This window comes from Mesorhizobium sp. WSM4819 (assembly GCF_055811215.1).
This window is the reverse complement of the sequence record NZ_JBVVQO010000039.1, coordinates 1-14206: the sequence shown is the minus strand read 5'-3', so window position 1 is coordinate 14206 and position 14206 is coordinate 1. Positions and strand designations below refer to the sequence as shown.

The following is a 14206-nucleotide window of genomic DNA, read 5'->3' as shown; positions in this document are numbered from 1 at the left end:
TCCATTGTGCTCCGATCGAAAGCTCGACCTCCCGGAGCGTTTGCATTTGACCCCCAGCAGCCTCGCGACCGCTGAAGTCGTGTTTGCAACTGCCGTGCCAAGTGCGCGGAAAAGAGCCTCTCCCTTTGATTTTATTGAGTATTCCAGAACTGGCAGTTCGTTTCGCACACACACAAAGTGCGGATGTTCGCATCGTCGAATTGTGCTTTGTGCGAAATCATGCACAAATGGGCGATGCTGCAACGACCCGCCGCTGCCTTGCCGTCGACGCCCGAGCAACTCGGCAGGCGAGCTCGCCGTGCCTGGCTGCTGTTTGCGGTAATCGCCCTTGCGACGGCCACGGCTGCACTTTACGGCGCCGGTCTCTATGGCCGCATCACGGAGCTCGGGACACTGACGGCGCAGGGCCGCACCGACGCCAATCTGAAGGTCGCGCTATTGCGCGCCGTTCTGGAAAGCCCGCGCGCCCTGCCCCTGCTTTTGTCGGAAGACCAGCAGGTGCGCGACGCGCTGGCGCAGAAAAGTGCTGCTGCAATCGATGTGCTGAACCGCAAGCTTGAAGGGCTGGTCTCCGGCACCAAGGCCTCGGTACTCTATGTCATCGGCAGCGACGGGCTGGCGATCGCCTCCAGCAACTGGCGCGACCCGATCAGCTTTGTCGGCAACGACTACCGGTTCCGCGACTATTTCTCCGCGGCGATGCAATCTGGAACCGCCGAATATTTCGCGCTCGGCAATGTCAGCAAACGCCCAGGCCTCTACATCTCGCGACGCGTCGGCGATGCTGCCGCACCGCTCGGCGTCGTCGTCGTCAAGGCGGAGTTCGATCAGCTCGAAGCCGACTGGCACGAGGTGAACCGCCCGGCCTATGTCAGCGACGAGCGCGGTATCGTCCTGATCACCAGCGTGCGGTCCTGGCGCTTCATGACGACGGCGCCGCTTGCCGCGTCTGATCGTGCCGCCATCCAGAACAGCCAGCAGTTCGGCGATGCACCGCTGATGCCGTTGCCGATCACGCGCCCGCAGGCGCTCAGCCCGGACACATCCATCGTCCACGCGGTGACACCCGGAGGCAGCGACGCGGAATATCTCCGGCTTTCAGCCCCGGTTGCTTCGACCCCCTGGCGGCTCGACTATCTCCTCCCGGCCGAGGCGCCGATCGCCGCCGCGGCCCGTGAAATGCGGCTCCTTGCGCTCGGCGTCGTGGTCCCGTTGCTCGGCCTTGCTGCGTATCTGTTGTGGCGCCGGCAGTCGGGACAAATGCGGATCGCCGCCGAACAGGCGGCGCGCACCGAACTCGAGCGCCGCGTCGCCGAACGAACCGAGGATCTGAGCCGTGCCCGCGATCGGCTGCAGGCGGAGATATCAGACCATCGCAGCACGGAAGCCAAGCTGCAGGTGGTGCAGCAGGATCTGGTCCAGGCCAACCGCCTCGCCATCCTCGGCCAGGTCGCCGCCGGCGTCGCCCATGAGATCAATCAGCCGGTTGCCACCATACGCGCCTATGCCGACAACGCCCGCGTCTTCCTCGACAGGAAGCAGACCGCGCCCGCCGAGGAAAACCTCGGCGCCATCGCAGCATTGACCGAGCGCATCGGCACCATCACCGAAGAATTGAAGGCCTTTGCCCGCAAGGGCCGCACCGCCGCCGAGCCTGTCGCATTGCGCGGTGTCATCGAGGGCGCCGTCGTGCTGTTGAGAAGCCGCTTTGCCGGCCGGCTCGACGCACTGGCGATCGACCTGCCACCGCCGAGCCTCAAGGTCATGGGCAACCGGGTCCGGCTCGAACAGGTGCTGATCAACCTCTTCCAGAACGCGCTTGAAGCGCTGGACGGCCGCAACGACGCTCATGTGCGGGTTTCGGTCGAGGAGACCGCGGACGGCGTGACGGTCGGCGTGTCCGATAACGGACCTGGCATTCCGCCAGGGATTCTCAAATCGCTGTTCACGCCGTTCAATACATCCAAGGAAAAAGGCCTCGGTCTTGGCCTTGTCATCTCGAAGGATATCGTCGCCGACTACGGCGGACGCATCGAGGTTTCGAGCGACGGCAGCGGCACCCGCTTCGCCATCCATCTCTTGAAAGCAGCATAGTGGCCAAGGCAGCATGACGAACGACGACGCAGCGCCGGTCATCTTGGTCGATGACGACAGCGATCTCCTCAAGGCCACCGCGCAGACGCTGGAGCTTGCCGGCTTTTCGGTCTCGGCTTTTTCGGTGGCGGCCGAGGCGCTGGCCAGGCTCGACACCGGTTTTCCCGGCGTGGTGGTGTCGGATATCCGCATGCCTGAGATTGACGGCTTGCAGCTTTTCAACCGCATCCTGCGGCTGGACCCGGACATTCCGGTCATCCTCGTGACCGGGCATGGCGACATCGCGGTTGCCGTCAAGGCGATCAAGGACGGCGCCTACGACTTCATCACCAAACCCTTCGCCGCCGACCGGCTGGTGCAGAGCGTGCGCCGCGCCGCGGAAAAGCGCCGCCTGGTGATGGAGAACCGCGCCTTGCGCGAGGCGGCCGGAGAGGCGCAGGACGGCCTGCCGCTGATCGGCCAGACGCCGGCGATGGAAAGGCTGCGCCGCACGCTGCGCCAGATCGCCGACACCGATGTCGACGTGCTGGTGACCGGCGAAACCGGTTCCGGCAAGGAAGTGGTGGCCAGCCTTTTGCATCGCTGGAGTCGCCGCGCCAAGGGCAATTTCGTCGCGCTGAATTGCGGCACGCTGCCCGAGACGGTCATCGAGAGCGAATTGTTCGGCCACGAGGCCGGCGCCTTCACCGGGGCGCAGAAGAAGCGGATCGGCCGTATCGAGCATGCCAGCGGCGGCACGCTGTTCCTCGACGAGATCGAAAGCATGCCGGTCTCGACACAGGTGCAGATGCTGCGCGTGCTGGAAATGCGCGAGGTCACCCCGCTCGGCACCAACGAAATGCGGCCGGTCGACCTGCGCGTCGTTGCGGCCGCCAAGGTCGATCTCGGCGATCCGCGCCAGCGCGGCGCTTTCCGCGAGGATCTCTATTACCGGCTCAACGTGGTGACGATCTCCATTCCGCCGCTGCGCGAGCGCCGCGACGACGTCGCACTGCTGTTCTTCTACTTCGCCGAGCGCGCCGCCGCCCGCTTCCGGCGCCCGCTGCCGGCGGTGCCGGCCGCGGTGCACCGCCATCTCAGGGAGCATGACTGGCCTGGCAATGTACGCGAGCTCGCGCATTTCGCCGAACGCTTCGTGCTTGGACTGGAGGAAGACGCAGGAGTGGCATCCCCTGCCCCAGCCGAGCCGGATGCCGCCATGAAACTGCCGGAACGGCTGGAGCGCTACGAGGCCGACATCATCCGCGAGACGCTTAACCGCAACGAGGGCGACGTCAGGCGCACCATCGAAGCGCTGGGGATTCCGCGCAAGACCTTTTATGACAAGCTGCAGCGCCACGGCATCGTGCGTAGCGAGTTTTCGAGGTAGAGGGCCAATGTCGGCGCTGCCCCTCAGCCCTGCCGGGCATTTCTCCCCGTAGAACCGGGAGAAAAAAGCCTTCGCCGAAGATTTCGCCAAAAACCAACGTTGCAGAAAGAGCGCCCGAGGTTGCAGCCAGCCCCTTCTCCCCGTTCTACGGGGAGAAGGTCCCGGCAGGGGGATGAGGGGCAGCGCCAACGTCTGCAAACGTCCCTCCCGCAGCAACTCTCCTGACGCGAACCCGATTCCGGTTTTCGCCATCCTGCGCTACACTTGGTCCACTTCAACCGGACCACTCTCATGATTGTCCAGACATGCATCAATGGCGCGCGCAGCGCCGATTTCCATCCGCAGCTGCCGCTTGACACGGACGCCATGGCGCGTGACGGCGCCGCCTGCGTGGCCGCCGGTGCGGCCGAGCTGCATGTCCATGCACGCGGGTTCGACGGCCGCGAAAGCCTTGCCCCGGCGACGATGGACCGGACCGTGTTGGCGCTGCGCCGCGCCTGCCCGGGAACGCTGATTGGCGTGTCGACCGGCGCGTGGATCGAGAACGACGACGAGCGGACGCTTGCGGCGATCGCCGGCTGGAGCGAGCTGCCTGACTACGCCTCGGTCAATCTGAGCGAGAAAGCAGCGCCCGAGGTCATGCAAAGCCTGCGGCAGCGCGGCATCGGCATCGAGGCCGGGCTCGCCTCGGTCGCCGATGCCGAGCGCCTGGTCCGCCTCGACAATGGCAACCAGGTGCTGCGCATCCTGATCGAGATTTCCGAGCAGGAATTGGACGAGGCGCTGGAAGCCTGCGACGGCATCGTGGCGGTGCTCGACCGCGCGGGACTGCGTCGCGCCATCCTGCTGCACGGTGCCGACGCCACGGTCTGGCCGTTCGTGCACCGGGCGGCGGAGCGGCGTTGGTCGACGCGTGTCGGGCTGGAAGACGGCAAGGCGCTTCCGGACGGCACTACGGCATCCGGCAATGCCGCACTGACGGCTGCTGCGGTTGCGATCTTCCGGGCCGGTCGTTGATTCATCCCGTAGGCTTCGGGCGCCTTGCCGATCTTCTCGGGATGCTGCGTCAGGCCACGTCCCGCAAAGTCGAACGCGGCGTCGCCGATTTCGCGGTTGCGCGATCCTCGTGAAGCGCGAACCCTGCTGCGCCCGGGTCGCCCAGCTCAGAGCGGAGCTGCATGCTCGGGATGTGGTAGTCGCCGCCATTCTGCTGCCGGTAGGGAATGGGCCGGGTTGTCTCGAGCGTCCGCATCCTTCCGCGCAGGCGCTCCGCGACAGGCTCGAAATCGGCCTCGCCAAAACGATCCACTCTGTAGACGACGAACGGCGGAAGCACGTCGTAGCCCGGATAGTAAAGGATCCCGTGATTGATCGGGAACAGCAGGTCGTCGATCGGGCCGTTGACGCCGCGGGCGGAATAATGCTCCTCCCAGCCGCCGGCGGTCACGATCAGCATCGCGCGCTTGCCGGCGAGCGTTCCCTCGCCAAAGCGGTCACCCCACCGCTTGTCGCTATGCTCGCCGACACCATAGGCGAAGCCGTAGGCGTACACCCGGTCGACCCAACCCTTGAGGATTGCCGGCATGGCATACCACCACAGCGGGAACTGGAGGATCAGCGTGTCGGCCCACAGCAGCTTGTCGATCTCTGCTTTAACATCTTCTGTTAAGGTGGTGGTCTCAAAAGCCTTATTGGATGCCACAGCCGGCAGGAAGCGTTGCTCGGGCGGCCACGACGGAAAGTCGGCACGGTCCACCTCGGATTTCCAGCCATCGGCATAGAGGTCCGATATCAGCACTTCATGGCCCTGGGCCTCGAGTTCCCTGATGGCGACGTCACGCAGTGCGCCGTTGAGCGAACGCGGTTCAGGATGAGCAAAAACAAGCAGGACTTTCATGGGGCCACTCCGAAGAAGGATGATGAACGCTGAAGGTAGCCAGCCCCTGGGTGATCCGCTACATCTGAGCAATGCATAAGATTATGCCGAATAATGGATAGATCTGATGTGACCCTCGAGCGCATGCGCACCTTCGTTCGCATCGCCGAGCGCGGCAGCCTGTCGGCGGTGGCGCGCGAGCTCGGGGTTGGGCAGTCGACGGTCACACGGCATTTGCGCGAGCTCGAAGACGCCGTCGGGGTGCCCTTGCTCAGCAGGACCACCCGGCGTGTCACGATGACCGATGAAGGCAGCCGTTACTATGCCGACAGCGTCCAGATCCTGCGCCTCGTCGAGCAGGCCGGCGACGAGGCACGGGGCACGCGCGGCACGTTGGCCGGCACGATCCGGATATCCTGCACAGCGGCGCTCGGGGTCTTGCATGTCAGCCGGCTGATCTTCGCCTTTCAGGACCGCTATCCCGACATCGGTGTCGATCTCAGCCTCACCGACGAGCGCATCGACCTTGTGCGGGAGGGCGTCGACATCGCGCTTCGCCTCGGTCCGCTCACCGACAGCTCGATGAAACTGCGGGCGCTCGGCCAGTCCCGGCGTCTGCTGGTGGCGGCACCGGCCTATCTGGCGGCGCGGGGCAGACCGGCCGTCCCACAGGACCTGCCTGGCCACGAAGGCATCCGGATGTCGAACATCGCGGGAAGCGACACGCTCGCCCTGCAGGGGCCGGGCGGCGAACGCCACGCGGTGCCTTTTGGCGGCCGGTTTCGGGTCGACCATGGGCTTGCCGCGCGCGAAGCCCTCGTCGCCGGGCGCGGTATTGCACCTGCCCATCACTGGCTTGTCGACGATCTCCTCGCCGCCGGCCGGCTGGAGGTGATCCTGGCGGACTACGCCCCGCCTCCCATTCCACTGAGCATGCTGATCGTCCCGGAGCGCGCCGGCATTGCCAGGGTCCGGTTGCTGGTCGATTTTCTCGCCGAGCGGATCGGCGGCATTCCGGGGATCGAGAAACCGCGTTAGTCGGCATGCCCTCGGTCGGCTGCGGCTGGCAAAGCCCTCCCGTCTTCCAGGATGCGGCCTTGTTGACAGCGCCGAACGCTCTTGCGATTTAAAAAGATACACCCTAAGCTGTTTTCATATTAGAAAGAAAATTCGATAAATTCTTTCCATTTATGAAAGCCTGAGTGTTTGCGGGAACAACTCGATCAGACCGACCGGCGACTGGTCAAGCTGCTGTCGCAGGATGCGCAGCTTGGCGTCAATCGCCTCGCCGAGAAGATGGCCGTCTCGGTGCCAACGGTGCGCATGCGGCTGCGCAACCTGCTTGACCGCAACCTGCTCAAGATCGTCGGGCTGCTCAACCTGACCGAGCGCCCAGAATTGATCTCGGCGATCGTCGGCATCAATGCGCAGGGGCGCGGCCGCGCCCGGGAACTGGCGCAGCGCATCGCCGAACTGCCTTTCGTGAACTCGGCCTCCGTCGTCACCGGACGCTTCGACATCGTCGTCGACGTGACGGTGGCCGGCGATGTCGCCGATCTCTATCGCGTCACCAGCGAGCTGATCCCCGGCGCCGGCGAGCCGGGCGAAGTCATGCGCAGCGAGACGTTCGTCGTCATGGCCTCCTGCAACAAATGGGTCACCCTGCCGGAAGGCTGCTGGTCGGACGAGACCAAGCGCGACGAAACCGGGCGCGACGAAACTGGGCGCGACGAAACTGGGCGAAAGGAAATACCATGAAGATCGCGGTTCTCGGCGGCCTCGGCCTGCAAGGCCGGGCGGCGATCGCCGATCTTGTCGCCAGCGCCGGTGTCGAAGAAGTCGTCTGCGTCGATACCGCCCGGGATGGCGCAGCCCGGCTTGGCGGCCTGACCGACCTTGCCCGCGTGCGTTTCGTCGTGCCCGAAGGCGCGATCGCCCCTGTGTTGGCGAATGTGCTGGCGGGTGTCGACGCCGCCATCGATCTGTTGCCGCAGCCGCTGATGCGCGAGGCGGTGCAGGCCGCGATCACGACGCGCACCCCGCTGGTCACCACCAATTACGGCAAGACGATCGCCGACCTTGCCCCCGCGGCGGAAGCGGCCGGCGTTTCGATCATGACCGAATGCGGGCTCGACCCCGGCATCGACCTTGTGCTCTACGCGCGCGCCGCCCGTCAGTTCGACGCCATCACCGCGATTGATTCCTATTGCGGCGGTATCCCGGAGCCGAGGGCGATGGCCAAGCCGCTGTGCTACAAGGTGAGCTGGAATTTTGACATGGTTCTGATGAGCCAGAACCGCGACAGCGTGCTGGTCGAGAACGGCAAGCGGGTCGATGTGCCGGCCGGCCAGCAACATGAAAATCGCTTTATCCACGAGATCGAGGTCGCCGGGCTCGGCAGGCTGGAAGCCTTCCCCAATGGCGACGCGCCGCATTATGCCGGCATGCTTGCCGCCGCCAAGGGGTTGCAGCGCTCCGGCCGCTATTCGTTGCGCTGGCCGGGTTGGTCGGCGTTCTGGGCGCCGCTGAAGGAGCTTGGCTTCCTTTCCGAAGACAAGGTGCCCGGCGTTGGCGCCAGCCCACGCGAATTTCTCGGCCGGCTGCTCGGCCCGCAACTGCAATACGGCGCCGGCGAGAAGGACCTTTGCGTGATGCGCAATGTCTTTACCGGCACCCAAGATGGCCGCCGCAAGACGATGATGTCGGACCTGGTCATCGAACGCGACCTCGCCTCCGGCCTGTTCGGCATGAGCCTCGGCGTCGGCTATCCCGCCAGCATCGTGGCGCAGATGCTGGCGCGGGGCGAAATTGCCGAGCCCGGCCTGCTCAACCCGCTGTTGCATGTGCCGGACGGCCGCTTTCTCGATGAACTGGCCAGACGCGGTATACGGGTATCCGAAACGATCGACTGGGACTGAAAGATTTTCGAACGGTGGTCGCCGCCGGCAACGGCGCTGCCGCTCAAAAAGCACCCCAAAGGGTGGGACAACAAAGCGAAAATAACAAACGACAACAAGGAGGAATGCCCAATGACTATTGCCAAGCTTTTCATCGCCGGCCTTGCGCTCGCCGGTCTCACTGCCGCGGCCAGTGCCGGAACGCTCGACGAGATCACGAAGCGCGGCGAGTTGCGCGTTGCCGTGCAGACGCAGGGACCGCCCTTCTCGCTGGTCGGCGCTGCCGGCGAGCGCACCGGCAGTTCGGTCGAGCTTGCCGAACTGATGGCCAAGGAAATGGGCGTCAAGATCACCTTTTTGGATTTCGATTGGGACGGCCTGATCCCGGCGCTGCTGTCGGGCAAGGCCGATCTTCTGGTCGCCGACATGACGCCGACGCTGGCGCGGGCGATGAAGGTCGCCTTCACCAAGCCTTACATGTATACCGGCAGCACCGTCTTCACCAAGGCCGACAGCAAGTTCAAATCCACCGAGGATTGCAAGGCCAAGGGCACCAAGATCGCCGTGCTGCTCGGCGCCACTGGCGAGAAGGAGGCCAAGAAGGCTTTCCCGGACGCCGACATCAAGAGCTACAAGGGCGGCGGCCCGCTGCTGCTTGACGCCGTCAACAACGGCCAGGCCGATTGCGGCGTCAACGACGTCTCGGCGGTCAAGGGCCAGTCGACCGCCTACCCGGCCGGCAGCTTCACCATCATGCCGGACATGCTGTCGAAGGAGCCGCTGGCCTTCGCCACGCGCTATGACGAGCAGGACCTGCTGACCTGGATGAACCTGTTCCTCGATCAGGTCAGCCTCGACGGCCGCCTGCAGAAGAACCTCGACTACTGGGTTAATTCAGACGACTGGAAGAAGGATCACTGAGCATAGTGAATAGTGAATAGTGAGTAGTAAATCGCTGCTCGCTATTCTCTAATCCCTATTCACCATTCACTAATCCCTATTCACCATTCACTATTCACCATTCACTATTCACCATTCACCGCCCCACCCATGCTCGAAAATTTCAACTTCCGCACCATTGTCGAATATCTGCCCCTGTTCGGGCAGGGCCTCGTCACGACCGTGTGGCTGTCTGTCCTCGCCTTTGCCGGGGCGCTCGCCGTCGGCATCGTGCTCGCCGCCATGAACCTTCAGCGCGGCTGGCTGTTCCGCATTCCGGCCAAGGCCTATATCGACGCGGTGCGCGCCACGCCCTTGCTGGCGCAGCTTTATTTCCTCTATTTCGGCCTGCCGCGGCTCGGCATCATCCTGCCTGAGCTCGTCGTCGGCATCCTTGCTTTGTCGCTGAACAGCGGCGCCTATGTCGCCGAGATCATCCGCGCCGGCATTCTGTCGATCCCGCGCGGCCAGGTCGAGGCAGGCGTCGCGTCGGGGATGACCTATGTCCAGCGCATGCGTCTGGTCATCCTGCCGCAGGCGTTCAAGGTGACGATCCCGCCGCTACTCGGCCAGGCGATCGTGCTGGTCAAGGATTCCGCTCTGCTGTCGCTGATCGCGGTCGCCGAACTGACGCGCGCCGGGCAATTGCTCGCCTCCGACCGCTTCATGCCGGCGGAAGGTTTCATCACCATCGCCGCCTTCTACCTGCTGCTCTATTACGGGCTAAAGGGACTGGCGGCACTGTCCGGGCGCTGGCTCGGCCTCGCGGGGGCACGGACATGATCTGGCAGCAGCTGCAAAGCCTCGCCGGCAGCTATCCCCTCGCCCTGCGCGGCCTCGGCATGACCGTGATGCTGTCGCTGGTCAGCCTGGTGCTGGGCACGCTGATCGGCTTTGGCCTCGGCATCCTGCGGACCGGCGGCAACCGGCTGATCAGCGGCGTGATCGGCGCCTGGGTCGACCTGATCCGCGGCACGCCGTTCCTGGTGCAGATCTTCCTGATCTTCTTCATCTTGCCGGAACTCGGCATCGAGCTCGACGCCTTCACCGCCGGCATCATCGCGCTGACCAATCTGGCCGCCTGCTTCATCTGCGAGATCGTCGTCGCCGGCATCCGCTCGGTGCCGACCGGCCAGGTCGAGGCGGCGCTGGCGTCCGGCCTGTCGCGCTGGCAGCGCATGCGCCAGGTGGTGCTGCCGCAGGCGATGCGCATCGTGCTGCCGCCGCTGGTCGGGCAATATGTGCTGCTGATCAAGGATTCCTCTGTCGTTTCGGCTATCGGGCTCACCGACCTCACCCGCGTCGGCTGGCTGGTTGTGCAACGCGTGCCGAACGGCCTGCTGGTCTTCTTCCTCGTCGGCCTCGGCTATTTCATCGTCTGTTATCCGCTGATCCTGCTGGCGCGCCGGCTTGAGCAGCGCATGGGTGCGGCCCATGGCGAGGTGCAGTTGTGACGTTGAACCTCAGCAAAAATGGTACCGGCATGATCGAGTTTCGCGGCGTCAACAAATGGTTCGGCACGCTCAATGTGCTGAAAGACATCACGCTCAGCGTCGAGCCACGCGAAGTGGTCGTTGTCTGCGGCCCGAGCGGCTCGGGCAAGAGCACGCTGATCCGCTGCATTAACGGGCTGGAGACGATCCGCGACGGCGACCTGATGGTCGACGGCCAGCGCCTCGGCGACCCCGCCACCAACATGACGCGGCTGCGCACCGAGATCGGCTTCGTCTTCCAGTCCTTCAACCTCTACCCGCACAAGACAGCGCTCGAGAACGTGACGCTGGCGCCGATCCATGTCCGCAAGATCCCGCGCGCCGAGGCCGAGAAGGCCGGGCGCGAGCTGCTTGCCAAGGTCGGCCTTGCCGACAAGGTCAATGCCTATCCCGCACAACTCTCCGGCGGCCAGCAGCAGCGCGTCGCGATCGCCCGCTGCCTCGGTATGCGCCCCAAGATCATGCTGTTCGACGAGCCGACCTCGGCGCTCGATCCAGAGATGATCTCGGAAGTGCTCGACGTCATGGTCGCTGTCGCCGAGGAGGGCATGACCATGATGGTGGTGACCCACGAAATGGGCTTTGCCCGCAAGGTCGCCCAGCGCGTGGTGTTCATGGATGCCGGCGCCATCGTCGAGAGCGGCACGCCGGATGAATTCTTCTCGCACCCCAAGACCGACCGCAGCCGCGCCTTCCTGAGCAAGATTCTGCGGCATTAGAGTCAAAACTCAACCAGCTGGCTGTCGCCAATGGCCGAGACGGGTGGGATGCTGCCATTCGTCTCGTCGATGGGAACGAGCAATTAGCGCCATGTTCAGACATTCGCGGTGCTTCTCCAGAGAGGACGTTAGCTCATCGGTAGGAGGCGACCTGCGGACCATGCCTGATGATAGATGTAGGGAACGGCGTGACCCCCATGCGATGAAGCGGCGGTAGGCCGCCGCTCCGAATTTGAGCGGCCCGTCCGGCAACGCTATAATTGACCAGCAGGGGACGTTATCGATGAGGCAAATCAGAGCCATGACTGAGCAGGACGTGCCGTCGGTATCGCTGCTCATTGGAGAGTCTTGGCGCAGGACGTACTCGCCAATCATGGGTGCCGAGACCGCGGCCCTGATTTCGGATGAAGATCACACGCTGCAGCGGAATGCGCCGGAACTGACAGACACCAACAAAATGTCGTTCGTCGCAGAACGGCCAGACGGCTCGATTGCCGGCTACGCGATGGCTAAGGTCAATGAAGCCGGCGACGTCATGCTTGACCGGCTCCACATCGATCAAAGCGAGTTCGGCACCGGGCTAGCCGCTAATATATTGCACGCTGACTTTGCCGCCCATTCCGGCATCCTGAGCATCGCACTCGAAGTGCTCGAGGGAAACGACCGGGCAATGGCCTTTTACCGCAAACATGGTTCGAAGTGGCCGCGTTGCACGGTGTTCGAAGTGGCCGCGTTGCACCGTGCAGAAGGCCATGCATCGTTGATTATGCGCAAACATCGCGCGCCTAGTCGGAACTCGCGCATCGAACAGTACATCACGTCTTCCGTCCCCAACGCACCGGCGGCCTCCCCGTTCGCAATCCAAATAGACGTCTTTCAGCTGTTTGAGTGGCATTGTCAGCGTGAGCGAGCGCGAGGGACTTAACAACTGACATGATCATTTTGAGATCCTCCCCAGTTCCCGTCGGTCGACATTCAGTCCTTGGGGTCGCAGGTGTAGTGCCGTTCGAAGGTCCCGTCCGCGCGCCGCTGCTTGTCGAAGCCGCGATGTAAGGCTCGATCGCGCGCTCGTGGACCAGCCAAAGGGGATCTCGGCCGAGGCGTAGCTACTGCCGGCGGCCAACCGTTTCGGGATCGAGGCCGAAGCGATCCTGGTGCGCTCGATCATCGTGCCGGCCGCGCCTGCCTCCGCATGACGGATGGCGCGGCTTCGCAAAGCGCACATGATTTCGTCACGTGAGATGCCGATGTCGCCAAGAACGTGATCGGGTAAACGGCTCAACTGGTCCGTTGCCGACAAGAGAGCTTTTCGCTCGGCGCGGAGGCGTAACCACCTGCGAAATGGACCAATGGCGGCAGCATGAATTATAACCATGATCAGATCGTACCTTCATTGATCTGAATTGACCGGTACGGAACGGCGCGAACGGCACTCCGGGCGAGAGCTTCAGCCGTCCGCGAGGCAAGTTAGGCGTAGTGGTCGATGGATTGGTTTTGCCGCGGCGTGCCCATACGGCGGGCGGTGGCTGGCCCCGGGCCACGCATGTAATAAAGCTCCGGGCGGTAGCGCGGCGCGACGAATTTGCGAAACCCCGCAGCAAGTTTTGTGACGGGAGCCAAGAATTTCATGACTGTTCCCTTTCCTTTCGCCGGCTTGCGCACGAGCGGCGGGCCTGACGTTGCAACAGGATATGACAGTCGAACCAGGCTCGGCTGTGGGAATTCCCACACCGGGGAGAACATTGGCGAAATCCGCTCCCAGTTTGCATCCCGGAAAGCGGGGCCTGCGGCCATCAAATTTCCTTGGATAGGGAGTAAGGTGAAGTACACCTGATTGAACAAGAGGCTGTTGTGACAGGCTCTCCGGCCTTCATCTCAAGACTTTGCGATGCCGACCTCGCCGCGCTGACCAAACGGTGGCACGAGCGCAGCTATCGACACAACGAGCTGATCATTTCCCACGGCGACACTGGTCGCGATGTCTTCTTCCTGCTGGAAGGACGGGCTCGCGTGACACTGGTTTCAGCGGACGGCAGGGAGATAGCGTATCGCGATGTCGAACCGGGTGACATTTTCGGGGAGCTCGGAGGCATTGACGGGATTGCACGCTCTGCCAGCGTAGTCGCGCTGGAGGCAACCCGCGCTGCACGGCTGTCCGGCACAGCATTCCGGGATATCGTGATGACCCACCCGACTTTTGCCTGGATGCTGCTTGAGCATCTGTCTGCCCAACTCCGGCGTATGACCGAGCGGGTATTCGAATACAGCACTCTGGTCGTGCGAAAACGGCTGATCGTCGAGCTCCTGCATCGGGCGGAGAAAGCCGCACTCGTGGACGGCGAGGTGTCCATAAGCCCGGCACCGACGCATTCCGAGCTGGCGGCAACGATGAGCACGCACAGGGAAGCGGTCTCGCGCGAAATGAGCGACCTCGCCAAGAGAGGCCTGATCGAAAAGCGCGGCAGCAGGTTATTGCTGCATGACGTCTCGGCACTACGGGCGCTGGTCGACAAGAAGGAATAGCGAAGGCTGTCGCTGCGGCGGGGGGCACCGCACGTTTCATACTCCTCGGCCGCAAGTGATTATTCCTTCCGGCAAACCGGGCAACCTAGCGTGCCAGCGCGCGGGTCGGGCTTTGATCGCTTCACCCCTTGCAAGAATCATGACTCGGCTTCTTAGAAGTTCTCCGAACGAAGGGCAGACAAGGATTGAACTCGGTCGTTCAGAGTGATTGGATTCTGCCCTAGAGCGTTTCACGTTTTGACGGAAGCGTATCCAGCGTTTTTGAAGTAGTTGTTGCATTCGGCTGCCCCGATGGT

Annotated in this window: 14 protein-coding genes; 12 read left to right on the top strand and 2 right to left on the bottom strand. The window is 63.6% G+C overall.

Annotation, left to right across the window (positions count from 1 at the left end; all coding sequences use genetic code 11):
- The first annotated feature begins 219 nt into the window (after positions 1–219).
- The 3 genes from AC0L18_RS26730 to AC0L18_RS26720 all read left to right on the top strand — a co-directional run bounded on the left by AC0L18_RS26730 (position 220) and on the right by AC0L18_RS26720 (position 4480).
- Positions 220–2094, top strand: coding sequence for a sensor histidine kinase (locus tag AC0L18_RS26730; protein WP_473494887.1), 1875 nt, complete (start codon positions 220–222; stop codon positions 2092–2094).
- Between the two features lie 13 nt (positions 2095–2107).
- Entirely contained in the window at positions 2108–3463 is a 1356-nt protein-coding gene (locus tag AC0L18_RS26725; protein ID WP_473494886.1) for a sigma-54-dependent transcriptional regulator, read from the top strand.
- 291 nt (positions 3464–3754) lie between these two features.
- Complete coding sequence (locus AC0L18_RS26720) at positions 3755–4480, top strand: 3-keto-5-aminohexanoate cleavage protein (RefSeq protein ID WP_473494885.1); 726 nt, start codon at positions 3755–3757, stop codon at positions 4478–4480.
- A 49-nt stretch (positions 4481–4529) separates the two neighbouring features.
- On the opposite strand, the gene AC0L18_RS26715 is transcribed toward AC0L18_RS26720, so the two are convergent.
- Positions 4530–5360: an NAD(P)H-dependent oxidoreductase gene (locus tag AC0L18_RS26715; protein WP_473494884.1), complete on the bottom strand. Its 831-nt coding sequence runs from the start codon at positions 5358–5360 to the stop codon at positions 4530–4532.
- A 93-nt stretch (positions 5361–5453) separates the two neighbouring features.
- On the opposite strand from AC0L18_RS26715, the gene AC0L18_RS26710 reads away from it, so the two are divergent.
- The 8 genes from AC0L18_RS26710 to AC0L18_RS26675 all read left to right on the top strand — a co-directional run bounded on the left by AC0L18_RS26710 (position 5454) and on the right by AC0L18_RS26675 (position 12312).
- Positions 5454–6377: a LysR family transcriptional regulator gene (locus AC0L18_RS26710; protein ID WP_473494883.1), complete on the top strand. Its 924-nt coding sequence runs from the start codon at positions 5454–5456 to the stop codon at positions 6375–6377.
- A gap of 168 nt (positions 6378–6545) precedes the next feature.
- Positions 6546–7097, top strand: coding sequence for an Lrp/AsnC family transcriptional regulator (locus AC0L18_RS26705; RefSeq protein WP_473494882.1), 552 nt, complete (start codon positions 6546–6548; stop codon positions 7095–7097).
- A complete protein-coding gene (locus tag AC0L18_RS26700) occupies positions 7094–8257 on the top strand; it encodes a saccharopine dehydrogenase family protein (protein WP_473494881.1) in 1164 nt (387 codons plus the stop codon). Before AC0L18_RS26705 ends, AC0L18_RS26700 begins: the two co-directional genes overlap by 4 nt.
- Before the next feature lie 111 nt (positions 8258–8368).
- Positions 8369–9157, top strand: coding sequence for an ABC transporter substrate-binding protein (locus AC0L18_RS26695; protein ID WP_473494880.1), 789 nt, complete (start codon positions 8369–8371; stop codon positions 9155–9157).
- Positions 9158–9286: 129 nt separating this feature from the next.
- The gene (locus AC0L18_RS26690; RefSeq protein ID WP_473494879.1) at positions 9287–9958 is read left to right on the top strand and encodes an amino acid ABC transporter permease; all 672 of its coding nucleotides are present in this window, start codon (positions 9287–9289) and stop codon (positions 9956–9958) included.
- The gene (locus AC0L18_RS26685; protein ID WP_287054546.1) at positions 9955–10629 is read left to right on the top strand and encodes an amino acid ABC transporter permease; all 675 of its coding nucleotides are present in this window, start codon (positions 9955–9957) and stop codon (positions 10627–10629) included. Before AC0L18_RS26690 ends, AC0L18_RS26685 begins: the two co-directional genes overlap by 4 nt.
- A gap of 29 nt (positions 10630–10658) precedes the next feature.
- The gene (locus tag AC0L18_RS26680; protein WP_473494922.1) at positions 10659–11387 is read left to right on the top strand and encodes an amino acid ABC transporter ATP-binding protein; all 729 of its coding nucleotides are present in this window, start codon (positions 10659–10661) and stop codon (positions 11385–11387) included.
- 301 nt (positions 11388–11688) lie between these two features.
- Positions 11689–12312, top strand: a complete 624-nt coding sequence (locus AC0L18_RS26675; RefSeq protein ID WP_473494878.1) for a GNAT family N-acetyltransferase — start codon at positions 11689–11691, stop codon at positions 12310–12312.
- A gap of 542 nt (positions 12313–12854) precedes the next feature.
- On the opposite strand, the gene AC0L18_RS26670 is transcribed toward AC0L18_RS26675, so the two are convergent.
- On the bottom strand, positions 12855–13181 hold the full coding sequence (locus AC0L18_RS26670) for a hypothetical protein (RefSeq protein WP_473494927.1): 327 nt from the start codon (positions 13179–13181) through the stop codon (positions 12855–12857).
- A gap of 57 nt (positions 13182–13238) precedes the next feature.
- Here AC0L18_RS26670 and AC0L18_RS26665 point away from each other — a divergent pair, with 57 nt between their 5' ends.
- On the top strand, positions 13239–13910 hold the full coding sequence (locus AC0L18_RS26665) for a Crp/Fnr family transcriptional regulator (protein WP_091600388.1): 672 nt from the start codon (positions 13239–13241) through the stop codon (positions 13908–13910).
- The last annotated feature ends 296 nt before the right edge of the window (positions 13911–14206 follow it).